Here is a 24,926-nt window from a genome sequence, read left to right as displayed (position 1 = left end):
CTCAGCTCCGACCCGGCACGGGAATATCCACAGTGCGGCTGTCACGATTGCTGCGCGCGTGCAGGGACAGGTGGCCGCCACTCAACGTTTCGTCAATCGGCAGCGCGGCGCCTGCATAGATGCGGCCTTTCACACCGAGCGCCCGGCAATCGGTGGCGGACTGGCAGTACTGCAGTTCACTCACATCCGCATTGATGTTGCCCCGGTTTTCCAGCGCCCAGCCGCTGTCGCGCTTCACCAGCTGCAGGTCGTATTTGCCATTCTGGGGCTCCACAAACACCAGCGCTTGATAGGCCACCAGTATTTTTAGCGCCGTGCGGTCGCTCTTGATCTTCCCGACCACCGGCTTGAACGTCACCCGATACACGACTTCCTGTTCCAGGTTGCGTTCCAGCGACATCAGGCGAAAACGCTTCTGTTCACCGGGCGCCAAGACCGCCTTGGACGGGCTGACCAGCAGTTTGAAGTCTTTCGGTGTCACCACTCGCACACGCTTTTCATCCGGCTTGCCGGGGTTGTCGACCCGAAAAATTTCCGTCTGCAGGTAAAGGGGCTCTGCGTCCGGGTTGCTGACCACGATGTCATCGCGGGCATTGGGCGTGTCATCCAGATAGACAATGATCTTGTCCAGGGACATGGCAGCCAGGGCCGGTTGCGTGAGCAAAACAAGACAGGCGAGCGCTATTTTTTTCATGAAGGCTGGCATTCAGAGTGAGAGAAAACTCCCGTCATTTTAAGGGGCCGGATGCCAGATACAACTACTGTGCCACGACCATCACGTACCCGGTTTGAGCAGTCACCGCCGACTTGAGACAGTAGCTTCCCTGCCGCCCTACAACGTGACCTGCGGTCGCAAGCGCCTGCGAGTCTTCCGCAAGCAGCAGATAGTAATTTTGCGCGGGAACTTGGCTGATACAGAGTTGCTGAGGCGCACCGGGCACCGGCGATTTCAGCTGCAAGCGTGCGGAAACATGCAATGTGATTCTGGCGGACGCCGATGCCGACACTGCCTCCGCTACGGCAGCCACAGAAGAGAACAGGCCGACCGCCGACAGCAAGGCACAGACGGCAGCTCTTCTGAATACCATGGCGCCAACCTCCAATCCCTGAACTCTGGTTATCACCGCGCTCGCTGCCGACCGAACGGTGCCCTTTAATCCAGTCTAGACAGGTGTACCGAGACGCCCCGACTGGAGCATTTCGCGCCAACTTTTCATCGGCCCACGTCTTGCAACATCAGTCGCAACGACTATTTTTTCAGTAAGGGCCGACCCTCCTGGTCGGCGCGGGTTCTACCCGCCCGCCTTGTAACAAGAGGATCGGCGCGACACGGTTTTCGCGCCACGACGACAATAACGTCCGCCACCCGGATCTGACCCGAATGCTGATTGCTCATCGAGGCGACAAAATTCGCCATCTGGAGAACACCATTGACGCGTTCGAAGGTGCGCACAGTCTTGGCGCCTGTGCCATCCAGACGGAGATACAGTTCAGTGCCGACGACACCCCCTGGTGCTTCCACGAACCTCATCTGCGCACTGGCGGCGGTCGTCTGCGTCCGTTCTACCAGTTGCGCGATCGCGAACTGAGCCAGACTCCACTGAACAGGTTCGCCGAGGTCGTGGACTGGGCCGGCCGCCACCGGCACCTGGACTGGTTTGTTGAGCTCCCGGCTGACGTTCTCGAGCGCATGGGTACCGACGCAGCGGTGGCGCCTGTGGTCTCACAGCTGCTCGCGCACAGCGATTCGTTTGCCCTGCTCACTCGCGATTTCCGCAGTCTGCGCATGGCGCGGAATCTGGGCTGCCACCAGGTGGCTCTCAAGGTGTCCAGTGTGGCGCAAAGTCTGTCCGCAGGCGTTGTCACCCTGGCGCCGGACTACCTGCTGATTCGCGACAGTCGCATTGACTGCGAAGAACTGCCGCCGGGGCCCTGGCAGTGGGTGGTCTACGAGATCAACTCCCCGGAGGACGCGGTGCGCTGGCGCGCCCGCGGCGCTCATCACATCCTGACGGGAAATCTGCCGCTGTTGATGCGTTCCCGGGAAGCGAGTGATGTCTACGGATTTTGATGCCCTGGTAGTGGGAGCAGGCATTCAGGGCGCCGGCGCCGCGGAGGCCCTGGCGATGGCCGGCTACCGCGTAGCCATCCTCGAGCAACTGGGAGTCGCTACCGCTACTTCCTCACGCTCGTCCAAACTGATTCACGGCGGACTGCGCTACCTGGAGAGCGGACAGTTCCGGCTCGTGCGCGAGTGCCTGCGCGAACGCCGCTGGCTGCTGGCGAACAAGCCGCAATTGGTGCGCATGGTGCCCTTCTACATTCCCGTGTACCGCTTCAGCAAGCGCCCCGCGTGGCTCATTCGTCTCGGGCTCTCGCTTTATGCCCTGCTGTCCGGCGTGACCAGCGGTTACTCGCGATTTCGCGCCGTACCGCGCGCGGAGTGGGACAATCTGTCCGGACTGAATTGCGACGAACTGGTGGCCGTCTATCGCTATTACGATGGGCAGACTGACGATGCAGCTCTGACGCGCAATGTGGTGGACTCGGCTGTCGCCCGCGGCGCCCACCTGATCTGCCCCGGCAGTCTGGTCGGCGCGGAACTGACCCCCCAGGGAATGCGGGTCGACTATGTTGCCGACGGCCAGCTCAGCACGCTGCGTACGCGGGTGCTTATCAACTGCAGCGGGCCCTGGGTTGCCGACACCAATACACTCTGCGCGCCGGCCGCGCCACTGCCGCCACTGGAACTCGTCGCCGGCACGCACATCCTGTTATCTCTGTCGCTGGGCGAAAAGATATTTTATGTCGAGGCAGAAGATGGTCGCGCCGTCTTCGTGATGCCGTGGAAGGGCAAGACCCTGGTCGGAACCACCGAGCGCAGCTACGAGGGCGACCCGCGTGATGTCACCCCCACGCTCGAGGAAGAGAGCTACCTGCTGCGTACCGTACAGCGCTACTTTCCGCAAACCCGTACTTTGCAGGTACACGATATCTGCGACAGCTTCGCCGGCCTGCGAGTCCTGCCGCAAAATGGCACATCGCCGTTTTCCCGCCCCCGCGAGACCCTGCTGTGCTGCGATGACGAAAAGCACCCGCGCGTGTTGGCCGTCGCCGGTGGCAAGCTCACCAGTTACCGGGCCACGGCGCGCAAAATCCTGCGCAAGCTGCGCCCGACCCTGGACGCCTCCAGCGAAGCCGGGATCAGCGAAGTGGAACAACGCTCCGGCGCCGGTCGCTCCGAAAAAGAGCGCAATCTTTAGCGAGCTTTAGAGCATCGGCGGCACATCCCCTATAATGCCCGGAACCACGAATCCCACGCCCGACTCCGGCACGCAGTATTTATGTCCGATACCCTCTCCCACCGCTTCTGTACCGCTCCGCTGATGGACTGGAGCGACCGGCACTGCCGTTACTTTTGGCGGCTGTTCAGCAAGCGCGCCACTCTCTATACGGAAATGGTCACCACCGGTGCGATCCTCCACGGCGATCGCGAAAAATACCTGCAATTCGATGCGGCGGAGCAACCCGTCGCACTGCAACTGGGGGGCAGTGATCCGCGCGAACTGGCGGAATGTGCCCGCATCGCCGAGCAGTGGGGCTATAGCGAAGTCAATCTCAATTGCGGTTGCCCGAGTGATCGGGTGCAGTCCGGCCGCTTCGGCGCCTGCCTGATGGCGGAGCCGGAGCTGGTGGCGGCGGGACTGGCGGCGATGCGCGAAGCCGTCGCGATTCCGGTCACCGTCAAGCACCGTATCGGTATCGACGATATGGAGGACTACGCGGGGCTGACGCGCTTTGTTGAAGCCCAGGCGGCCGTCGGTATCACCACCTTTATCGTGCACGCACGCAAGGCCTGGTTGAACGGCCTCAGCCCGAAGGAAAACCGGGAAATCCCGCCGCTGAAGTACGACATGGTCTACCAGCTGAAACGCGATTACCCGAACCTGGAAGTCGTCATCAACGGGGGCATCAACTCCCTCGACGAGTGCAAGCAGCACCTGCAACAAGTCGACGGTGTTATGCTGGGGCGCGCCGCCTACCAGGTGCCGGCATTACTGGCGCAGGTGGATAGCGAACTGTTTGGCGGCGAAGCGGGTCCAAGCCCCGCGGAAGTTGCCCGGCAGATGCTTCCGTACATCGAGCGCGAACTTGCCCGCGGCCAGCGACTGAATCATATCAGCCGGCATATGCTGGGGCTGTTCCAGGGCGTGCCCGGCGCGCGGCGATTTCGCCGCCACCTGAGCGAAAACGCCCACCGGCCCGGCGCGGGCCCGGAAGTGCTCGAACAGGCACTGTCGCTGGTGACCCAGGCGGCGTAACGAATATTTACTGTGGATATGAACACGAGGTTCAATCCCCAAGGACATCAGCAATACTCGAGGGATAGGAATGAACAAACTGGAACAGCTCAAGCAACGCAGTCAGGTGGTGGCCGATACCGGTGATATTGAAGCCATTCGCCGCTATTTGCCCCACGATGCCACGACCAATCCCTCCCTGCTTTTTAAGGCCGCGCAGCTGCCGCAATACCGCACACTGATCGCCGATTCACTGCAGTGGGCGACTCGCCACGGCGGCGACAGCTCTACCGCGGGCACCGCCAAACTCGCGGCGATGAAACTCGCGGTGGCCATTGGCACCGAGATCCTGCAGCTGGTGCCCGGCGTGGTGTCGACCGAAGTGGACGCGCGCCTGTCTTTCGATACCCGCGCCACCATCGACTATGCCCGGCAGCTGATCGCCCTGTATGAACAGGCCGGCGTGCCCCGGGAGCGGGTGCTGATCAAGATCGCCTCTACCTGGGAGGGAATCGCCGCGGCGGCCGTGCTGGAGCGCGAGGGTATTCACTGCAACCTGACCCTGCTGTTCAGTTTCTGCCAGGCCGTGGCCTGCGCCGAGGCCGGCGCAACGCTGATCTCGCCGTTTGTCGGGCGCATTCTCGATTGGCACAAGGCCAACAGCGACCGCGACGATTTCAGCCCCGAAGAGGATCCCGGCGTGCTGTCGGTACGCGCCATCTACCATTACTACAAGTCGCGCGGCTACCCCACTATCGTGATGGGGGCCAGCTTCCGCAACACCGGCGAGATCGAGGCGCTAGCGGGCTGCGACCGACTCACCATCAGCCCGCAGCTGCTACAGGAACTCGCCGAGGATTCCGCGCCACTGGCCGCCGGACTGGAGACACAGATCGCGAGCGAGCCCCGACCGGCTCAACCCCTCAGCGAGGCGGAATTCCGCTACCAGCTGAACCGCGATGCTATGGCGACGGAAAAACTGGCCGAAGGCATCCGCAATTTTGTACAGGACCAGGAACGCCTGGAGCAGTTGCTGCAGGCCGAGATCGCAGGGCGCGAAGATGTTGTCAAAGATTCGAAAGTTGTTTGAACAGATCGGCAACAGTGCCGATGTGGAAATGCGCCCCAACAAGGATGTGCGCATGATCAGCGCCGCGCTGCTGGCGGAAGTGGCCACGGTCGACCAGAGGCTGGATGAGCGCGAAATCGCCAAACTCAGTGACCTGCTGCAGCAGCATTACAAGCTGGATACCGATGCGACGACCGCGCTGGTAGAAAGCGCCCTCGCGCGGCGCGAACAGGCTACCTCGCTGTACGAGTTCACACAGACGGTCAACGACCAGTTCAGCGAACAGGACAAGTACCTGCTGGTCCTGCAGATGTGGCAGGTGGCGTTCTCCGACGATGTGATCGAAGCCTTCGAAGAGCACCTGATTCGCCGGGTCGCCGAGTTGATCTACCTGCCCCACGGGCTGTTTACCCGGGCGCGGGCCGAGGCCCGGGAATTGCGCAAAGCGGAAAAGTAAGGATCACAGGAGACGGCCGGTCCGGCGTCAGTTGATCGCGTAGAACCGGTTTGGGGACTTATATCGGGGGAAATAGACGGGCGGGATCGATGCCGAGACTCAATGCATGCGCGCCGAGGGCTTCTCCATCGGCGTGCACTCCCTTTCCAGCGTGTGCACCAGATCGCGGAAAGTCTCCGCGTTGTGCTCGTTCATGCTCATCAGCACCCGGTGCGCTTCCAGCACCTTCTCGCGGGCGGCGCACTCATCCGGTGTCTTGCACTTGAGCGGCTTGGTTTCCGTGGCGAAATCGCGGCGCTCGTCGCTGACCTCGATCAACGCATCGAACCCCATCGCGTCCAGCAGGTGCCGGATTCCCTTGTCTGCGGACAGCGCCAGCGGTTTCTGGCAGCCGCGGTCGAGTGCGCGAATGGCGATCTTTGCCATCAGACCCAGGGTCGTACTATCCACACCTTCCGCGCCGTGCAGATCGAACACCACATCGGTGAAATCATCGTGCGCAAACATATTGTCGATAAAGTCATCGAACGACGTGCACAGATTGAGGCGCACATCGCCTACCAGCTTGATGACGTACACGCCCTCGTGGGCGCCAACCATAATTTGCCCGGACTGCATAACAACCCCTGGCTCGTCCAAATCGCACTATTTGAGCGCGCTTACAGACGGCAACTGTTCACTTGTGGAGAACCCAACACAAGGCGATCCGGTGAGATCACCACGTTTGTGCATAAAGTGGGCGGAGCTTACTCCTGCGGGTTGGTACTGACAAGGGGAAAAGCGCCGGCAATATCAGACTTTGTAGTCACAGCCTTTGCCAACCAACGCACACCCCACCCGCAATTTTCCATGCAGGAATCGTGCACAGCCGGTCAGGCGAGGAATTAGTTCTGCCGCAAGGTGAGTATCGTGACGTCGTCCGGCAGGGCTTCGGACGTATCCAGGTGGAGTTCGGCGCTGAGACTATCGAGGTCGCCGCGACTGTTGTCGATCACTTGCAGCAGCTTGGCTTCCCGCTCCAGCAGATCGCCTTCGAACAGCTCCAGCACACCATCGGAGCAGGCCACCAGCCGCCAGCCCTGCGGCAAACTGGTGTGCGACACCTCCCAGTCACCTTCCTCAAACAGCCCCAATGGCCGCCCCTTGCCCGGCAGCCACTCGGCACCCCCGGCAGTCACCAGAGCCGGCATGGGTACCTGGCCGGCCACGGCGTAGTGGAGTTTGCGTGCGCGGCTGTCGACCACGCCGACAAACATACTCGCGTGCTTGTCCAGGCGCGTCGACAGCAGCTCGCGATTGATCAACTCGAGGACGTCCAGCACATCGCGATCCAGACTATCCAGCTGGGCAAACAGCGATCGCTCGCGCAGTAGGTGCATGATGCTGTGCTTGATCAGCGCGGTCACCAGCGCCGAGGAGACGCCGTGACCAGATACATCGACCAGGTAAAAGGCGACGAATCGCTCGCCGAACAGCCCGTAGTCGATAAAGTCGCCGCTCAGGTAGAGGGAGGGCACCAGCCGGTAGGCGGCCTCGATGCCTGCGGGATAGCGGTAGGGGGTGCGCGGCAGCAAATGCTGCTGCAGCAGACGGCCGGCCTGCTGGTCCCGCTGCAGCACCTCGATGTGATCGCGGAGTTCGCGATTGCGACGCTCCAGTTCTTCTCGGTACTCGCGGTTCTCGCGGGCGAGCGTGTCGGCACTGGTGATCCGGCAAATGGCGTGATCGATCACCGTCGCGTCTTTGAAGGGTTTCAGGAGGTAATCGGCCGCGCCCAGGCGCAGGGCCTGCACCACATCACTGACCTCGCTGTCGGAGGCGATGACCACTACCGCAGTCTCCGGGGAAATCTGCTTGAGCTTGCGCAGCACTTCCAGACCGCCCATATCGGGGAGATGCAAGTCAGTGATCACTAACTGGAAGAGTCCGGGGGCGAACTGACCTATTCCCTCGACGCCGCTCTGCGCCGTGGTCACTTTGAACCCTAGACGCGCCAGGGCGCGCCGCACAAAATCGCGCGACGCTTCGTCTTCTTCGATCAGCAACAGGCTTTGGCAGCCAGACATGAAACGGCTCTTAGGCAGGAAATGGAGATGCTGGTTCCAGCGCTATCAGAAGTCATTCTCATCGACTTCAGTGCCGAAATCATCCTCCAATTCACCATCCTTGATCAAGTATTCGCGCCGCTGCAGGTAGGCGTCACGCAGTAGGACGTAACGATCTCCCTTCAGCAGGGTCTCGGCCTTCAGCAACCCCGCACGGGTCTGCACCAGATCCGTGACCCGGAAGGCCCAGTAGGTCGGCTCGTGCTCGATATAAGTCAGTGGGTTGGTGTACCAATCCACCACGACACCGGGCGCATCCCGCACCGTGGAAGGACCCACGAACGGCAATACCAGGTAAGGGCCTTCCGGCACCCCCCAGACAGCGAGAGTCTGGCCAAAATCCTCGCCGTCACTGGCTTCCAGGCCCATGTGCTGCGCCACATCGAACAGTCCGGCGACACCGACAGTGCTGTTGACGAGAAAACGGCCGGCGTCATTGCCCGCCTGGCCCCATTTCCACTGCAGCACGCTGTTGAAAGTGTTGGCTACTTCAAGGAGATTACCGAAGAAGTTGGTGATACCGAGCTGCATGAACACGGGTGTGACCTGGCGGTAAGTCGTCGCCACCGGCTTCAGCACCCAGCGGTCGGCCGTATCGTTGAAGCGGAAAACCGCCCGATTGAAGCCCTCCCACGGATCGCGCTCCGCCGGCTCCTCATCACTGGCGAACTCATCCGCCGGATCGAAGCCGTACTCGTCTTCCAGGCCGGAACTGTCGGAACCGGCTGCGCCGTCACCGAACGGATCACCATCACCGCTGGCATCGGCCCCGGCCGTGCCGGAGTCGGTAGCATCTTGATCGCCTGTGGCGCCTTCGGTATTTTTACTGGCTGCGGTGCCAGTGTCGGGCATTTGCGGCGCCGACACATCCTGAGTCGTCTCCGCAAAAGGATCCTCGGCTGCCAGCGACAGGGACGGCGCAAAGGCCAGCGTCACGGCGAGCAACCAGGGCGAATAAACTGTGCGTCCCAGCAAACCCTGCTCCTCTTTGTCTATGTGGTTAATTCGGGGATTTTACCGCCCCAGCAATACTTAAACCACCCTCGGCAGCATAGCAGCTGGGTTAAATATCCGATCTTAATCATCGATAATTTGCGGGCGCAACTGCCGGCGCAGGAGCCCTCATCGCCGCAATCCGGCGATGCATTCCAGGTCAAGCAATATCTGCAACAGCCCCCGACCGTAAGTCATCAGTCCATCGGCAGCGTTCTGCTGTATCGCCAGCATCTCGTCGCTGCGCGACCCGCCTTGCCCCCGATTGTCCGCTAATTGCTACACCCGCGCCGTGACCGCGTTGACTTCCATAAAGCCGACTTCGTCATGCTGACCGCGGCAGGCCAGTAGAATTGCCGGCTTTTCCGGCGCCTCGCGCGGTAAAAGTGCTTCTTTAATGCACCTTGATGGAACATCAAACGGGAGAGCAGTACACGGGTACCACTGGCACCCTATGCATCGTGATACTGGCACAGGAGCGGTGTGGCGCCACAGCGACAGCGGTCGGACATTCTGACTGATGCGCAATCAGCAAGGTTCCCGCGCATTGCGAAAAATGCGCAAGATGTCGGAACCTTACCTCACGGCAGCCCGGACTGACCAATCAGCCGAGCGGGATCGCCTGTTCAATCTCCTGCCAAGCCTTGCGCAGGCGCTTGGCGGATACCGGCATCAGGGTTTTCAGTGTCTGGGCAAAAAGAGACACGCGGAACTCCTCCAACATCCAGCGGAATTGCCGCAGTTCGGGTTCCGCCGCCAGCATGCGCGGGGAGTGACGTTCCGCCAGCGCCTGAAACGGCTCGGCCACTTGATCCCACTCGGCCTGCAGCTTGCGGTCGCGGTTGGGGTCCAGCGCCGCCTTTTCGAGGCGCAGTCCAATTCCTTTCAGGTAGCGGCCGTACTGTCGCAGCCACTCCAGCGGCGTATCAAACAGAAAACCGCGGTAGAACAGCTGCTGCAGTTGCTGCTGAACAGCGCCCACCGCCATCGCCACGGCCAGGTTTTTTTGCTGTTTGATCTGCTTGCGCAGCGGCACCAGCTCTGCCAACACTTTGACCAGCAACTGGCCGAATTCCTGCGCCACCGCCACCAACTCGGTTTTGCGCGCTTCCAGCCGCTGTAGAAATTCCGCTTCGCTGCGCGGCCAGTCCTCTTGCGGCCAGAACACCTCCCGCGCGGCCGCGAGCAGGATATCGTCGGCGGCGTCTTCGCGACGTCCCAGATCGGCCGCCGAAAGCCCCAGCTCCTTGCCCCGCAACAGCTCTTTGCGCAGGTATTTCACCGGTTCCGGCAGATGTAGCAGCGCCAGCCGGCAGATGGCAGCGCGGCTCAATCGCCGGGCCTCGGCAGGGTTGTCCAGCAACTTGAGTGACACGCTGTCCCGGCCCTCTACCAGCGCGGGATAGGCGCGGACTTTCAATCCGCCGCGATCCAGTATGTGGGTCTCCGGCAGGTCGCCAAAGTCCCAGACCTCGATACCGTCGCGCTCGAAATCGTCGCCGGCGCTGGCCAGCTCTTTCTGTACCCGGTCGCGATAGCGCTCCTGCAGCGCAGCAAGGTCGCGGCCCTGATCGAGCAACTTGCCCTGCTCATCGAGCACCTGGATGTTGAAGCGGTAAAAATCCTCCAGCGACTGCTCGGCGGATTCCCAGGCTTCATCCGGAAGCTGTTGTGCGGTCTGCCGCAACAGCTCTTTGGCGAGCGACTGCCACAGCGGTGTATTGTCCGCTTTCATTTGCGGCAGCGCGCGGTCCACCGCCGCCGGCACCGGCACGAAAACCTTGCGCCACTGTTTCGGCAGCGCCTTCACCAGCGCAATACACTTGTCGCGCAGCAGCCCCGGCACCAGCCACGACAGCCGTGCGGCGGGCACCTGGTGCAGAGCGCCTACCGGCACCTGCAGACTGACACCGTCGGCAGGACTGCCCGGTTCAAAGTGATAGCCGAGTGGAAACTCGATCCCGCCGGCCTGCAGCTCGTCGGGAAACAGCGCTTCGCCAACATGGTCGGCACTCTGCTGCATCAGCAGGTCGCGGGGAATAAACAGCAGTTGCGGGTCTTTTTGCTCGGCCTGTTTGCGCCAGTGCTCGAAACCGGCCAGGTTGACGATCTCTTCCGGTACGCGCTCGTCGAAAAAGCGGAACACCACTTCGTCGTCGACGACAATATCGCGCCGACGCGACTTGGCTTCCAGATCTTCCAGCTCGGCAAGGAGGTCCCGGTAGTGCTTCAGAAAACGGCCTTTGCCGCGGTAGCGCTGTTCTACCAGCGCCTGGCGAATGAATACCTCGCGCGCGGTCTCCGGATCCAGCTTCCCGAAGTGGATACGGCGCTTTTCCACCAGCACCAGGCCGTACAGGGAGATTTTCTCGAAGGCCATCACCTGCCCGGCGCGGGCATCGTAGTGCGGCTCGAAATAATTGCGTTTGACCAGGTGCTCTGCTGAGGCCAGCACCCAGTCCGGTTCAATCTTGGCAACCGTGTGTGCAAACAGGCGACTGGTTTCCAGCAGCTGCGCCGCCACCACCCAGCGCGGCGGCTTCTTGAACTGTCCGGAGCCGGGGAAAATATGAAAACGGCGGTTGCGGCAGCCGAGAAATTCCTTGTTTTCGTCGCGCACGCCGATATTGCCCAGCAGGCCGGGGATAATCGCGCAGTGCACCGCCGCGTATTCGGCCGCTTCGCGGTTTTCCTTCACTTTGAGTTCGCGGCAGGCGACGCGCAGCTGGTGGTGGATGTCCCGCCACTCGCGCATGCGCAGCCAGGAAAGGAAATTCTTCTGGCACCACTTCCGCAGCTGGTTCTGGCTCAGCTCCTGGCGCTGCGCCTCAAATGCATCCCAGAGCAGAACATAAGAGAGGAAGTCGGACTGCTCGTGCTGCCACTGGCGGTGTTTCTCGTCCGCAGCCTGGCGCTTTTCCGCCGGGCGCTCGCGCGGATCCTGTACGGCCAGTGCGGCGACGATGATCAGTATTTCGCGCAGACTGTCGCCATCGGCCGCGGCCATCAGCATGCGTCCGAGGCGCGGATCCAGCGGCAGGCGCGACAGCGCGCGGCCGAGCGGGGTCACGTGGCCCTGTGCATTGACCGCCTGCAGTTCCTGCAGCAGCTTGTAGCCGTCGTTGATCAGGCGCTGATCCGGCGGATCGACAAACGGGAAGTCGCGGATATCGCCGATGCGCAGCTGTAGCATCTGCAGGATGACCGCGGCGAGATTCGTGCGCAGGATTTCCGCATCGGTAAATTCCGGGCGCTGCTCGAAGTCCCGCTCTTCGTACAGACGGATACAGACCCCCGCACTGACGCGGCCACAGCGGCCGGCGCGCTGGTTGGCACTGGCCTGGGAAATGGCCTCTACCGGCAGTCGCTGAATCTTGCTGCGGTAACTGTAGCGACTGATACGCGCAGTACCCGGGTCGATCACGTAGCGGATACCGGGCACGGTGATCGACGTTTCCGCCACGTTGGTTGCCAGCACGATGCGCCTGCCCTTGTGACCGTGGAACACACGGTTCTGCTCTGCCAAGCTCAGGCGCGCATACAGGGGCAGTACTTCCATCTGCGGAATCTGCGCGTCCCGCAACGCCTTCGCGCACTCGCGGATCTCGCGCTCGCCGCTCATAAACACGAGGATATCGCCACCGCGCTTGCCACCGGAGTGCCGGCCACTAGCTTTCTCCTCGCGCAGTAGCTCCTCTACCCCTTCGACGATCTGCGCATTCAGGTCTGCATCGCTATCCACCGGCGGTCGGTAGTGGATTTCCACCGGGTAGGTGCGCCCTGAGACTTCGATGATCGGCGCATCGTCGAAATGCCGTGAAAACTTTTCCAGGTCGATGGTGGCCGACGTAATGATCAGCTTCAGGTCCGGGCGCCGGGGCAGGATGGTCTTCAGGTAACCGAGCAGGAAATCAATATTGAGGCTGCGTTCGTGGGCCTCATCGATGATCAGCGTATCGTACTTGTTCAACAGCGGATCGCGCTGGATCTCCGCCAGCAGGATGCCGTCGGTCATCAGCTTGATATGGGTGTGTTCGGTGCTGTGATCGGTAAAGCGCACCTGGTAGCCGACCGAGTTGCCCAGCGGCTGACCCAGCTCTTCGGCGATCCGGTTGGCCACCGTGCGCGCGGCGATCCGCCGCGGCTGGGTGTGACCAATCTGGCCCTGAACACCGCGCCCCAGTTCCAGGCAGATTTTCGGCAGCTGGGTGGTCTTGCCAGAGCCCGTTTCCCCGGCGACCACGACTACCTGATTTGCATCGATCAGCTCGGCAATCTCGTCGCGCCGCGCCACCACCGGCAGCGCTTCCGGCCAGGTGACCTTTGGCTGCTTGTCCCGGCGCTCCGCCGCGAGCGCGCGCGACACCTCTATCTGCTCGCCCAGCTGCGCAAGCATGCGATCCGCCGGTTTCCCTTCTCGCAGGCGTCGCCGCGCGTTGCCCAGGGTCTTGCCCAGGCGCTGGCGGTCGACGCCCATACACAGGGGTAACAGGGCTTCCAGGGCGTCGAGTTGGGTACTGGCTTCGGTGTGACTCATGAGTTACAGCAAAATGGCAAACGGCGGATTATACCGCGCGATAACCGCTCAGCACGAGGCGAAACTGCCCGGCCCCTGTTCTGCGTTGGCGCTGAACTATACTCAGGTCGACACCGCCATTCGCGCCTGTTCGCGCCGGCTGCTGCCCGCAACTTGCCAGAGGTACCCCAATGCAAGAGCTCAAGCCCAGACCGCCCGCCAGCGCCGGAGAAATGCTCGGCCACCCCAAAGGCCTGTATCTCCTGTTCGGCACAGAGATGTGGGAGCGACTCAGCTATTACGGCATGCGCGGCATCTTCGTCTTCTATCTCACCTCCGCCGCTACCGCGGCGGTATTCGGCTGGCAACAGATGTCCCAGACCGAGCTCCAATCCCAGGCGCTCAGTTATCTCGGCTGGTACGCGATGCTGGTCTACCTGACGCCGATCGTCGGCGGCTGGGTCGCGGACAATGTCTGGGGGCAGCGGAGAAGTATCATTTTTGGCGGCATCCTGATGATGTTCGGCCAGTTTTCGCTGGGCTTCCCGCATAAATGGCTACCGGACGGTACCGAAATTTACTTCCTGTGGCTCGGGCTGGCGCTGATGATCATCGGCAACGGCTTTTTCAAACCCAATATATCCACCATGGTGGGCGACCTTTACGAAGAGGGTGACAAACGCCGCGATACCGCCTTCACCATCTTCTACATGGGCATCAACATCGGCTCCATTCTCGGCTACCTAGTGGTGGGCTGGATTGGCGAGAAGGTCAACTACCAGCTGGGCTTTATCGTCGCCGGTATCGGCATGCTGCTGGGCGTGATCCTGCAGCTGCTCAAGTCGCACCATTACCTCGGCGAAATCGGCGTAAAGCCCTCCGCCAAACTGGGACAGAAAACCAATGCGGCGGACAAACACAAACCGCTGACACCGGAAGAGCGCGACCGCATCAAGGTCATCCTGATTCTCGGCCTGTTCACCGTCGTCTTCTGGGCCGGTTTTGAACAGGCGGCCGGGTCCATGAACCTGTTTGCCAAATACAACACTGACCTGCATATTTTCGGCTTTGAAATTCCGGCGAGCTGGCTGCAGATGGTCAACCCGCTGTTCATCATCATCCTGGCCCCGATCATGGCAAGCCTGTGGGTTGGCCTCGGCGATCGCGAGCCCAATTCGCCGACCAAATTCAGCATGGGCCTGATTTTCCTCGGCCTCGGCTTTGTTTCCATGTGCGGTGCGGCATTGCAAATCGGCGACTCGGAGACCATCAAGGCGAGTCCGTGGTGGCTGGTGCTCGCCTACGTATTCCACACCATCGGCGAATTGTGCCTGTCGCCAATCGGCCTCTCGATGGTGACCAAACTCTCGCCGCTGCGCTTTGTCTCGCTGATGATGGGCCTGTGGTTTGCCTTTATCGGTATCGCCAATAAGGGCGCGGCGGAAATCGGTAAACTGGTGGGTGAAAACGGTCCGCTGGAGACATTTGGCGGCGTAGCACTGGCTGCGATCTTCGCCGGTATATTGCTGTTCTTCCTGCGCAACAAACTGGTGGACTGGATGCACGGTGCGGAACAAGAGCACACGGAAATCAGGCCGGCCACCAAGGAAGAAATCAGTATCACCGCCGACCACGAGGGCACACCGCCCCGCCACTTCTCCGCCGACTGACGGCGGCTCGGTGCAGGGCGACCGTTTCAGGTCGCCCTAGCGCCCCTTGACCAGCCGGGCGATCGCCCGGTCCAGGCCTTCCAGCGTCATCGGGTACATCTGCCCGTTTACCAGCCGCTCGGCCAGACCGATACTGGGCGTGTACTGCCAGTATTCCTGCCCCACCGGGTTCAACCAGATCAGATTGCTGTAGGTATCGGTAACCCGCTCCATCCAGGCCGCACCGGGCTCCTCGTTCATATGCTCGACACTGCCGAAACGGCTGGTGATTTCATAGGGCGCCATGGAGGCGTCGCCGACAAAGATCACCTTGTAGTCTTTGCCGTATGTGCGCAGCACTTCCAGCAACGGGGTAGTTTCGCTGTAGCGGCGCTGGTTGTCCTTCCACACATGCTCGTAGACAAAATTGTGGAAATAAAAATACTCCAGGTGCTTGAATTCGGAGCGACACGCGGAAAAAAGCTCCTCGCAGACGCGAATATAGGGATCCATGGATCCGCCAACATCGAAGAAAATCAGGACTTTTATCGCATTGTGGCGTTCCGGCACCATCTTGATATCCAGCAGGCCAGCATTGCGGGCGGTGGACGAGATGGTATCGTCGAGATCCAGTTCTTCTGCCGCCCCCGATCGCGCAAACTTGCGCAACTTGCGCAGGGCCACCTGGATATTTCGCGTACCCAGGGTGACGCTGTCATCGAGATTCTTGAACTGGCGCTTCTGCCACACCTTGACCGCCGAGCGATTGCGGCTGTTACCGCCAACACGGATACCTTCCGGGTTGTAACCGCTGTTACCGAACGGACTGGTGCCGCCGGTACCGACCCAGCGATTGCCGCCGCTGTGACGCTCTTTCTGTTCGTCGAGACGCTTCTGGAATTCCTCCAGCAGTTTTTCCAGTCCGCCCAGGCTTTCGATCTTGGCTTTTTCTTCCTCACTCAATTGCTTGAGAAATTCCGCCCGCAGCCAGTCCTCGGGAATCATCTGTTCAAACAGATCATCCAGGGTTTCCAGGTCTTTGAAATAGGCGTCAAAAGCGCGGTCGAATTTATCAAAGTGCTTCTCGTCCTTGACCATGCAGGTGCGCGCCAGGAAATAGAACGATTCCAGGTCGGCAAATACCAGGCGCTGCTGCAGTGCCTCGAGCAGGGCGAGTAACTCGGTGACGGAAACCGGCAGCTTGTAGCGGCGCAGATTGAGGAAAAAACCGATAAGCATAAAAACCTTGCAGAACCTTAGGAGCGGCGCCGGGCACGGTGCCGCCCCGAACACATATCGTTAGCGATTTTCCCGGCGCGCCATAAAGGCGAGGCGCTCCAGCATATGTACATCCTGCTCGTTTTTCAGCAGGGCGCCATATAGCGGCGGAATCGCGCTTTTGGTATCGCGGTTCTTCAGGACTTCATCCGGGATATCGTCGGCCAGCAGCAGCTTCAACCAGTCGATCAATTCGGAGGTGGAGGGCTTTTTCTTCAGACCCGGTACTTCGCGCAATTGGAAGAATATATCCATTGCTTCGGCGACCAGCTGCTGCTTGATACCCGGATAGTGCACATCCACGATACTGTGCATGGTGTCGCGGTCGGGGAAACTGATGTAGTGGAAAAAGCAGCGGCGCAGGAAGGCGTCCGGCAGTTCCTTTTCGTTGTTAGAGGTGATGATGACGATGGGGCGCTGCTTGGCTTTGATGGTTTCGCCGGTTTCGTAAACGAAAAACTCCATGCGATCCAATTCCACCAGCAGGTCGTTGGGAAACTCGATATCCGCCTTGTCGATTTCGTCGATCAACAGCACCACCTGTTCATCCGCAGCGAAGGCTTCCCATAATTTGCCGCGCTTGATGTAGTTACTGATATCGTGAACCTTGTCCACCCCCAGCTGGGAATCCCGCAGACGCGAGACGGCATCGTACTCATAGAGCCCCTGCTGCGCTTTGGTGGTGGATTTGATATGCCACTGAATCAGTTTCATCCCCAGGCTGCTGGCCACCTCTTCGGCAAGCAGGGTCTTGCCGGTGCCCGGCTCGCCCTTGATCAACAGCGGTCGCTGCAGGGTGACCGCCGCGTTCACGGCCATCTGCAGGTCTTCGGTAGCTACGTAGCTGTCCGTACCGGTAAATTTCATCGTCACTCCAGATTGCCCAGACTCTCTAGTAAGAACGCATAATAATTGATCGGGACAAGCAGGGAAAAGGCGGGACCGCTCAATCCGCTTGACGAGTTTTCTGGGCGGGATACGGAAAGCTGAGATCGCCGACCCTCGATGATGGCGAGGACCGGCGGGAAAGCGCGGTGGCTTGCAGGGGAGAGGAGGCGGGAGCGCTAGGCGACCTGGGTGCTGCGGCGATGCACTACCTGGCGGCCCTTGTCAGTGATATACCAGCGGATTCCCAGGTGACTGTGGATCTTGCCGACCATTTCCAGTACCAGCAGGCTGTTGAGGGCGCGCGCGGCGGAATTGGTTTCCATGCCCCCCTCCTGCACCATGCCGGACAGGGAGCGGAATACGCAGTCGCCGTTATTCAGCAGACTGAGTACATGCAGGGCATTGTCATCCAGCTTGCGAATCTGGTTGAAGTCCAGGGTCGGGCCCTGCTCCGGGTCACCCTCGATCTCGTGCTCCAGCAGCGGCATTATTTCCAGCTGCATGGCGCGCAGTTCCTGCTCCAGGTTTTCGACCCGCGCGCGCGCGATGCTGGCGTCGCGCAGCTGCCGGCGCGCGGCATTGAACACAAACATGCGCGATGCAATCGCCGCCAGCAAGCAGTAGCCGGTAAACAGTAACAGCCGCGAGGGATCCCCCTGGATCTCGATCAGCAGGTCGCTCTGGGTAAATTTCAGAAAGATCGGCACCATTAATGCGCCGCACAGCCCCATGATCAGGCAGCGCGCGAGGCCGGCGGGATCCTCTTCGGTAAACAGCATCTGGTAGTAATTCACCAGACCGCCGAGAATTCCGGACACCAGCATTACCGCGGTCAATATGAGCAGATGGTCGAGCATCCGTGTTCCTCTGCCATGCGCGGCCGGGAGTTCGAGGTATCAGATCGCCCGCGCGATGACTGAAAGTTACCCATTTGTCCCGTTTACCTGCCGGCATTTTTCTATTGTGATCGGTCCCGCGCCAGGTCGAGACCAGCCCTATAGATATAGCAGTTGTCGCAGAAGACAGTGGTCGAGAAGAGGGATTAAGGCGCCATTGATCGGCGAACGGAGTAACAATGTGAGATATGTCTCGGCCGGTGCCACCCCACCATCAAGGCGAGAATGGCAACAGACCGGACCGGGATAGCAGGGAGACTCAGCGCTCGCTGAAATAGGGATCCTCTTCGAACTCGCGGCGTTTTTCGCGGCGGTGCCCGACATAGAGCCCAATCAACCCCCAAATGGTCATAAGCGCAAGAGCGCCACCGGCAGCAAAGATGAGATTGGCGGTGACTTCCGGAGTCGCACCGCCCTCCTCAAAAACTGTCTGGTACGCAAACAGCGGCAGCACCGGGCTGATCGGTGCATCTTCAACGCCGCTGTGGACAGGTACCAGCAGCGAAGCAGCGGACACCAGCAACAGGGTGCGGCGCAGCCAGCCCCAGCGCCATTTGCGCATAAACCACCAGCCCGCCAGCAGCAGAACAATGGTACCGGCGATATAAAACATCCAGGCTAAGCGATAATCTTCTGGCATAGTGCTTTTTTACTTCTTTTCGTCAATACAGATATTTGGGATCAGTTGAGGTCACTATTGTACGCACCGTCCGCTGCGCAGAACCGACGCCGTTCAACTTAATGGCAAATTACTCGTCGCCGACCCAGGTGACAATATGCTCTTCAAAGTCGTCCGGGTGTACAAGCTCTTCACTGATGACACAGCCGCGCACCGAGATCCCGGCCTCGTGTACCGATTCTGCACTGCCGGACAGCAGTGGATGCCAGGACTCCAACGCACGCCCCTCCGCCAGGGTGCGGTAAGCGCAGGTGTACGGCAGCCAGTCAAACTTGCGCAGATCCTGTTCGCGCAGCTGAATACAGTCCGGCACGATTTTTTTGCGGTTGGTATAATCGCCGCACTGACAGGAGTGGGTATCCAGCAAACGGCAGGCAATATTGGTGGTATAGACCTCTTCGCTGTCTTCATCCTGCAGCCGGTGCAGGCAACAGCGGCCACAGCCGTCGCACAGCGACTCCCACTCTGACTCGCTCATTTCACTGAGCGCCTTGCGTTGCCAGAAGGGTGTTTCCCGATTTGGCATAGCCAGACCTCAGCGTTGCAATTTGCTGTTCTGCACAGCAATCGCTCGCATCTCGTGGTCCCGCGCGGGCGGCATCTGCAGATAGTAACCGCGTTCGCGGATCTCGCTGAGTACCTTGTCGGCGCCGGCGCGAGCAAGCTGTTTGTCCGGAGTCAGCACCATGGTCATCAGATGCTTGGGCGTCCCGAAGAGTTCCAGCAGTTTTTCCGGCACCCGCACCGTACCTTCGCGCTTGTCGACATAGAGGTACATCTCCTCTTCGCGCGGACTGCGATAGATATCACACAGGGTTTTCACTTTACTTCCTCCGCGCGCACTTCGCGCAGCGTATCGATTAACGGCTTGCCGATCACGTCTGCGCGCCATCCGGAGAGCCGTCCTTCGAGTCGCGCACGCGGCGACTGGACGAGCATTTCCAGCTCTTTTTTCCTTACCAGGATTTCCGGCGGCAGACCGCTCTGCTCGGCTATCCCGTTGACTTTCTGCCGCAGCAGCTTCAGCCACTCGCCCTGGCGGCGATTGAGCGGTTGCGGCAGCGGCGGCGGCGTATCGGAGCGCTCGGTGGCACGACCGATGATTTGCAGTAGCACATCGCCATATTCGCGCAAGGTGCGCCCCTCCAGGCCCGGTTGCGCCAGGGTCGCCTTGTACTGGGGGAGCTGCTGCGCCAGGCTCAGGCAGACGCCCTCTTTCAACAGGTGATTGCGCGGCATGTCGCGCAGGCGCGCTTCGCGTTCGCGCCAGGCACAGATATCCTGCAGGGCAGCGAGATGCTTGTCGCGCAGGCGCCAAGCGCCCTTGACGCGCTGGTAATACAGCTCTTCCGGCTGCGGATTACGCGCTGTGACAACCAGGGCCTCGCAGTCTTCGTGCAGCCAGTCCAGCCGCTCCTGCTCGCGCAATCTTTTGATCAGCACGCCGTACACCATTGGCAGCCAGGCCACGTCCAGCGCTGCGTAGTTTTTCTGCGCCTCGCTAAGGGGGCGCTGCAACCAGTCGGAACGGGTTTCGCTTTTCGGCAAATCGACATTGAGCAGCTCTTTGACCGTGGCCGCATAGCCGAGGCCCGCGCCCATACCGGTCATGGCCGCGGCAATCTGCGTATCGAAAATCGGATCGGGAATGGCGCCCAGCAGCCGATCCAGCGTCTCCAGATCCTCGCTGCAGCTGTGCATGATCTTGGTGACCCGCGTATCCAACAACAGATCGCGCAACGGCTCCAGGTTTTCAATGGCAAGATTATCGATCAGATAGCAGCGCTCGCCATCGCCGACCTGCACCAGCGCCGGCTGGGGGTAAAAGGTGCGGCTGCGCATGAACTCGGTATCCAGTGCTACCGCACTCTGGCCGCGCCACTGTTCGCACAGACGAGCCAGTTCTTCGCTACTGTCGATCCAGATCGGAGTGGTATCTACTTTCAGCATCACAGCCCTCAACCGCCGGGGAAAAAAGCCGAGCGGCTGTTAAACGCGTGGGCGAGCGTACCGCCATCGATATATTCCAGTTCGCCGCCGATGGGCACGCCATGGGCAATGCGGCTCACTGCAATGCCTCGGGATCTGGCCCGCTCGGCGATAAACTGCGCAGTGGCCTCGCCTTCGACGGTGGGATTGGTGGCAATAATGAGCTCCTCCACCGGTTCGTCGGCGAGCCGCCGTTCGAGCAGGTCGATGCCCAGGCTTGCAGGGCCGACGCCGTCGATGGGCGAAAGATGCCCGTGCAGTACAAAATAACGGCCGTGGTAATTACCCGCCTGTTCGATGGCCAGGACATCCGCCGGCGTTTCCACCACGCACAGGGATTTCCCGTCGCGACGGCTGTTATTGCACAGCGCGCAGACTTCCTGCTCGGTAAGCGTCCGGCACTGGCTGCAGCGCCCGACTTTTTCCACCGCCTGTTCCAGCGTGCGCGCGAGCAGGCCGGCGGCATCCCGGTCTTTTTCCAGCAGGTACATCGCCATACGCTGGGCCGACTTGGGGCCGACACCCGGCAGGCAGCGCAGTGCGCGGATCAATTCTTCAATCAGGGGGCTAAACATAAATTCCGGTATGGTTCGCCAAATGGCGGATTAAAAAGGAAACTTGAAGCCTTCCGGCAGATTCATGCCGGATGCCAGCCCACCCATCTGCTCTTTCTGCAGGGCCTGGGCTTTTTCCTCGGCCCGACGCACAGCGTCGTTTACCGCAGCGGCGATCAGGTCTTCGAGCATCTCCTTGTCTTCACCGAGCAGATCCGGGTCAATTTCTACCGCGGTCACATCGTGGCGGCCATTCATGGTGACCTTGACCATTCCGGCACCAGCCTCACCGCAGACGCGCAGCTCATTCAGCGCCTGCTGTACTTTCTGCATCTTTTCCTGCATTTCGGCCTGCATCTTCTGGGCCTGCTGCATCAAGTCGCCCAAACCTTTCATTGGCTTTGCTCACTCTCTAACTCTTTAAGGTATTCAACCGAGTCGGGTACCAGTTCGGCACCCAGCTCGCTTTGCAGTTCCTGCACCAGCACATCGCCAGCCAGTGCATCGCGGGCCGCAGACGCCCGCGCTTCGCGCGTCGCCGCTGCCAGCCGCGCCGGCGTGCCACCCTGCACCTGCCCCACTTGTATTTGCACGGTCACCGGCTGCCCGAAGAAATCACCGAGTACATCCGCTAGGCGGCGCTGGTGCACCTCGTCATACAGGCTGCTGTAGGACTCATCCAGGGTAAAGGACAGTATATTGTCCTGCCGTCCGACCAGCTCCAGATGGAACGCAATGGAGTGGAGGATACCGGTGACACCCAGCTGGCTGTATAGCGCCGGCCAGCTCCCGGGGCTCAGCGCATCCAGGCGCGCGGCAGTGCCCTGCACTGCAGGGGTCACCTGCGGCTGGGGCTTCGGTGCGGGCTGCACGGGCGTGGACTCCACCGCTGCGACCTGCTGCTTGAGGCGCTCGCGCATCGCGGCGCGGTCGTCCGCGGCCACAGGGTTCGACGCTTCTGGCGGAACTGATTGCGGCTGCTGCGCCGGTATTTCGACGGCGGTGTGAACGCTCTCCCGGTCAGGAACCGCAGTGGTCGGCGCCGGAGTTTGGGACGCATGCGACAAATCAGCATCGTACTCCGGAGCCAATGCCACCGGTTCTTCGACGACCGATTCCGTCTGGCCGACCGGTGCTTCCGGCTCCACGTGCGCTGGCGCCGGTACTACGGGCACAGCCGCGCGCGCCTGTGCGGGAGCAGGCGGCGCTTCCGGGGTCTGTGGTGCCACCGAATTCGGAACCTCCTGCGACGTATCCGCTACCCCAGCAGGTACATCGGGCGCTGCACCGGCCTCAGCCGGTGCGACTTCCGCCGGAGTCTTTTTTACAGCGGGGCGCTCCTGCGTAATGTGCGGATCGCCGGCCTGCGTGGCGGTACCCACGGATGCTGCGACTGGCGCTGCTGCATCGCCCGCCGGGAGCTGTGCCGTGGGAATATTGGCGACGCCCTGTGGACGGAACGCCAGCATACGCAACAGGGCCATTTCAAAGCCGCTACGCGGATCGGGCGCGAGCGGCAGATCGCGCCGGGCGTGCAGCGCCATCTGGTAATAGAGTTGTACGTTTTCCGGGGCCATGCGGGCCGCGTGCTCCTGCAGCCGCTCGCCATCGCCCAGCGCGTTGTCCACCGACCCCGGCAGTACTTGGGCCACCGCGATGCGGTGCAGGTTATTGGCCAGTTCCGCCAGCGCAGCACTGTAGTCGGGAGCCTGCTGGGACAGTTCTTCAACCGCGTCAAACAACCCCGGAGCACTCTCTTCGGTCAGCGCCTGCAACAGCTTCCACACCAACCCGGAATCGATGCTACCGAGCATCGCGCGCACTTCCGCCTCGCTGACCTTGCCGCCCCCAAAGGCGATAGCCTGGTCGGTCAGGCTCATGGCATCACGCATACTGCCGTCGGCAGCGCGCCCCAGGTGCCAGAGCGCCCCCTCTTCGAAGGGCACCATTTCCTGCTCCAGCACAAAGCGCAGATGCTCGACCACGCGCTCAGGGCTCATGTTTTTGAGGTTGAACTGCAGGCAACGGGACAGGACAGTCACCGGCAATTTCTGCGGATCTGTCGTGGCAAGCAGGAACTTGACGTGGGGCGGCGGCTCTTCCAGCGTCTTCAACAGTGCATTGAACGAACTGTTGGAGAGCATATGGACTTCGTCGATCAGGTAGACCTTGTAACGGCCTCGTGTGGGCGCGTACTGCACATTTTCCAGCAGCTCGCGGGTGTCCTCCACCTTGGTGCGCGAGGCGGCGTCCACCTCGATCAGGTCGACAAAGCGGCCGTCGGCAATTTCGGTACAGGCCGTACACTGGCCACAGGGCTCGGAACTGACCCCGCTCTCGCAGTTCAGGCACTTGGCGAGAATACGCGCGATCGTGGTCTTGCCCACACCGCGGGTACCGGCAAACAGGTAGGCGTGGTGGAGGCGGCCGTTATCCAGGGCGTTGATCAGCGCCTGGAGCACATGCTCCTGCCCCACCATCTCCCGAAACAACCGCGGCCGCCACTTGCGCGCCAGTACTTGATAACTCATCCGCTCTCCAGCGCCCGGAGACGCCATATCCTGTGTTTGATTGAGCGCCAGCGGCGCGGCCCCCATTATAACGGCATCGGCAGCGAGGCATAGCGCGGGGAATGACCTCTATTACTGCCCAGCTCGCCGCTCCCCCCTCTCCAGCCCCCATACACAGACAGGCGCCGCCCTTACCAAACCGCCGCAATAAAAGGACCGCAAACATGGAAACCCGACACCAAATGACAATGGAGAGTCACCCGGCGCCCCTCGTCGCACCCTCCAGGCCTGTGATATAACTGTGACTTGGCCTACATTCCTGACAGATATACAACAGTGGCGTCGGGCGGCTTGCCCTTCGAGACCCGCCGGGAATGCTGGCCCACTCGCAATACAACAACCACAAGTGCGCAGTATGGGGATCCCACCGACCAATGAATAGAGCTCGGAAAACGCTTCTGGAAAAGCTGTTTGCCGAACACGGCCAGGCATTGGTGCGTTTCGTGGCGCGCATCGTCAGAAACACGGAAGATGCCGAGGATATCGCCCAGCACGCCTACCTGCGCCTACAGAAGCTCAGCGACGAGAAAGAGCTGGATAACCCCCGCGCCTATCTTTACCAGATTGCCAACAACCTCGCTGTCGACCAGTTGCGCCGCGGTAAGCTGCATATGGAGTATGTCAGCCAGCAGATGCCGGCAGAGGGCGAAACAGTCGGCGACGATCACGCTGACCACCAATCACCCGAACGGGTCCTCGCCGCGCGCCAACAACTGCAGTCTATCCACGATGCCATGGACAGCCTGCCGCTAAAATGCCGACAGGCATTCCTGCTACACCGCACCCGCGGACTTTCCTACAACGAGATTGCTCAAGAAATGAACACCTCCGTCAGTAGCGTGGAGAAATATATCCTGCAGGCTCTCAAAGTTTGCCGGCGGCGGGTGGACATGAACCGCTGACAGAAAAGCGGCAAATATTGAACAGGTTTTCAGCGTGTGTGCCGATAAAAGCGAATCTCGACGTGGGCAACTCCCAATCC

General features: G+C 60.9%; 24 protein-coding genes. 7 read left to right on the top strand and 17 right to left on the bottom strand.

All coding sequences use genetic code 11. The features are described from left to right. Position 1: 1 nt before the first annotated feature. Both IG168_RS14380 and IG168_RS14375 read right to left on the bottom strand, forming a co-directional pair. Positions 2 to 694, bottom strand: coding sequence for a fimbrial biogenesis chaperone (locus IG168_RS14380; protein ID WP_193165100.1), 693 nt, complete (start codon positions 692 to 694; stop codon positions 2 to 4). Between the two features lie 64 nt (positions 695 to 758). After that, on the bottom strand, positions 759 to 1,088 hold the full coding sequence (locus tag IG168_RS14375; protein WP_193165099.1) for a hypothetical protein: 330 nt from the start codon (positions 1,086 to 1,088) through the stop codon (positions 759 to 761). Positions 1,089 to 1,381: 293 nt separating this feature from the next. Here IG168_RS14375 and IG168_RS14370 point away from each other — a divergent pair, with 293 nt between their 5' ends. From IG168_RS14370 to IG168_RS14350, 5 genes are all read left to right on the top strand, one after another. Beyond that, positions 1,382 to 2,071 (top strand): glycerophosphodiester phosphodiesterase family protein, encoded by a 690-nt coding sequence (locus IG168_RS14370; protein WP_193165098.1) that lies wholly within the window; start codon positions 1,382 to 1,384, stop codon positions 2,069 to 2,071. Next, complete coding sequence (locus tag IG168_RS14365) at positions 2,055 to 3,263, top strand: glycerol-3-phosphate dehydrogenase/oxidase (protein WP_193165097.1); 1,209 nt, start codon at positions 2,055 to 2,057, stop codon at positions 3,261 to 3,263. The genes IG168_RS14370 and IG168_RS14365 overlap by 17 nt, the downstream gene beginning before the upstream one ends. Positions 3,264 to 3,344: 81 nt before the next feature. Beyond that, the gene (dusA, locus tag IG168_RS14360; RefSeq protein WP_193165096.1) at positions 3,345 to 4,322 is read left to right on the top strand and encodes a tRNA dihydrouridine(20/20a) synthase DusA; all 978 of its coding nucleotides are present in this window, start codon (positions 3,345 to 3,347) and stop codon (positions 4,320 to 4,322) included. 70 nt (positions 4,323 to 4,392) lie between these two features. Beyond that, positions 4,393 to 5,391, top strand: coding sequence for a transaldolase (gene tal / locus IG168_RS14355; protein WP_193165095.1), 999 nt, complete (start codon positions 4,393 to 4,395; stop codon positions 5,389 to 5,391). Next, a complete protein-coding gene (locus IG168_RS14350) occupies positions 5,384 to 5,827 on the top strand; it encodes a tellurite resistance TerB family protein (protein WP_226876981.1) in 444 nt (147 codons plus the stop codon). Before tal ends, IG168_RS14350 begins: the two co-directional genes overlap by 8 nt. A gap of 99 nt (positions 5,828 to 5,926) precedes the next feature. On the opposite strand, the gene IG168_RS14345 is transcribed toward IG168_RS14350, so the two are convergent. The 5 genes from IG168_RS14345 to hrpA form a co-directional block, all read right to left on the bottom strand. After that, a complete protein-coding gene (locus IG168_RS14345; RefSeq protein WP_193165093.1) occupies positions 5,927 to 6,445 on the bottom strand; it encodes an STAS domain-containing protein in 519 nt (172 codons plus the stop codon). A gap of 266 nt (positions 6,446 to 6,711) precedes the next feature. Then, a complete protein-coding gene (locus tag IG168_RS14340) occupies positions 6,712 to 7,893 on the bottom strand; it encodes a PP2C family protein-serine/threonine phosphatase (protein WP_193165092.1) in 1,182 nt (393 codons plus the stop codon). Positions 7,894 to 7,938: 45 nt separating this feature from the next. Next, positions 7,939 to 8,907, bottom strand: coding sequence for an MlaA family lipoprotein (locus IG168_RS14335; protein ID WP_226876980.1), 969 nt, complete (start codon positions 8,905 to 8,907; stop codon positions 7,939 to 7,941). A gap of 297 nt (positions 8,908 to 9,204) precedes the next feature. After that, positions 9,205 to 9,399 carry an HvfC family peptide modification chaperone gene (locus tag IG168_RS21000; RefSeq protein ID WP_404932003.1) on the bottom strand — a complete coding sequence of 65 codons (195 nt, stop codon included), beginning with the start codon at positions 9,397 to 9,399 and terminating at the stop codon, positions 9,205 to 9,207. 130 nt (positions 9,400 to 9,529) lie between these two features. Then, positions 9,530 to 13,462 (bottom strand): ATP-dependent RNA helicase HrpA, encoded by a 3,933-nt coding sequence (gene hrpA, locus IG168_RS14330; RefSeq protein ID WP_193165091.1) that lies wholly within the window; start codon positions 13,460 to 13,462, stop codon positions 9,530 to 9,532. Between the two features lie 170 nt (positions 13,463 to 13,632). Here hrpA and IG168_RS14325 point away from each other — a divergent pair, with 170 nt between their 5' ends. After that, on the top strand, positions 13,633 to 15,111 hold the full coding sequence (locus tag IG168_RS14325; RefSeq protein ID WP_193165090.1) for a peptide MFS transporter: 1,479 nt from the start codon (positions 13,633 to 13,635) through the stop codon (positions 15,109 to 15,111). Between the two features lie 36 nt (positions 15,112 to 15,147). On the opposite strand, the gene IG168_RS14320 is transcribed toward IG168_RS14325, so the two are convergent. The 10 genes from IG168_RS14320 to dnaX form a co-directional block, all read right to left on the bottom strand. Next, entirely contained in the window at positions 15,148 to 16,329 is a 1,182-nt protein-coding gene (locus IG168_RS14320) for a vWA domain-containing protein (protein ID WP_193165089.1), read from the bottom strand. Positions 16,330 to 16,389: 60 nt separating this feature from the next. Then, the gene (locus IG168_RS14315; protein WP_193165088.1) at positions 16,390 to 17,235 is read right to left on the bottom strand and encodes an AAA family ATPase; all 846 of its coding nucleotides are present in this window, start codon (positions 17,233 to 17,235) and stop codon (positions 16,390 to 16,392) included. A 197-nt stretch (positions 17,236 to 17,432) separates the two neighbouring features. After that, positions 17,433 to 18,113 (bottom strand): YEATS-associated helix-containing protein, encoded by a 681-nt coding sequence (locus tag IG168_RS14310; protein ID WP_193165087.1) that lies wholly within the window; start codon positions 18,111 to 18,113, stop codon positions 17,433 to 17,435. 298 nt (positions 18,114 to 18,411) lie between these two features. Further along, positions 18,412 to 18,792, bottom strand: a complete 381-nt coding sequence (locus IG168_RS14305) for a hypothetical protein (protein ID WP_193165086.1) — start codon at positions 18,790 to 18,792, stop codon at positions 18,412 to 18,414. A 109-nt stretch (positions 18,793 to 18,901) separates the two neighbouring features. Continuing rightward, positions 18,902 to 19,357: a YcgN family cysteine cluster protein gene (locus tag IG168_RS14300; protein WP_193165085.1), complete on the bottom strand. Its 456-nt coding sequence runs from the start codon at positions 19,355 to 19,357 to the stop codon at positions 18,902 to 18,904. Positions 19,358 to 19,366: 9 nt separating this feature from the next. Further along, positions 19,367 to 19,654, bottom strand: coding sequence for a YcgL domain-containing protein (locus IG168_RS14295; protein ID WP_319024716.1), 288 nt, complete (start codon positions 19,652 to 19,654; stop codon positions 19,367 to 19,369). Then, positions 19,651 to 20,781, bottom strand: coding sequence for a ribonuclease D (gene rnd, locus IG168_RS14290; RefSeq protein ID WP_193165083.1), 1,131 nt, complete (start codon positions 20,779 to 20,781; stop codon positions 19,651 to 19,653). Before rnd ends, IG168_RS14295 begins: the two co-directional genes overlap by 4 nt. Before the next feature lie 8 nt (positions 20,782 to 20,789). Then, a complete protein-coding gene (recR, locus tag IG168_RS14285; protein ID WP_193165082.1) occupies positions 20,790 to 21,395 on the bottom strand; it encodes a recombination mediator RecR in 606 nt (201 codons plus the stop codon). A 30-nt stretch (positions 21,396 to 21,425) separates the two neighbouring features. Then, positions 21,426 to 21,770, bottom strand: a complete 345-nt coding sequence (locus IG168_RS14280; protein WP_193165081.1) for a YbaB/EbfC family nucleoid-associated protein — start codon at positions 21,768 to 21,770, stop codon at positions 21,426 to 21,428. Then, entirely contained in the window at positions 21,767 to 23,905 is a 2,139-nt protein-coding gene (dnaX, locus tag IG168_RS14275) for a DNA polymerase III subunit gamma/tau (RefSeq protein WP_193165080.1), read from the bottom strand. Before dnaX ends, IG168_RS14280 begins: the two co-directional genes overlap by 4 nt. 413 nt (positions 23,906 to 24,318) lie before the next feature. Here dnaX and IG168_RS14270 point away from each other — a divergent pair, with 413 nt between their 5' ends. Further along, positions 24,319 to 24,846 carry an RNA polymerase sigma factor gene (locus IG168_RS14270; RefSeq protein WP_193165079.1) on the top strand — a complete coding sequence of 176 codons (528 nt, stop codon included), beginning with the start codon at positions 24,319 to 24,321 and terminating at the stop codon, positions 24,844 to 24,846. Positions 24,847 to 24,926: the final 80 nt, after the last annotated feature.

Origin of the sequence: Microbulbifer hainanensis, from assembly GCF_014904735.1 — a bacterium.
GTDB classification, from domain to species: Bacteria; Pseudomonadota; Gammaproteobacteria; order Pseudomonadales; family Cellvibrionaceae; genus Microbulbifer; species Microbulbifer hainanensis.
This window is presented reverse-complemented; position numbering and strand designations above follow the sequence as displayed.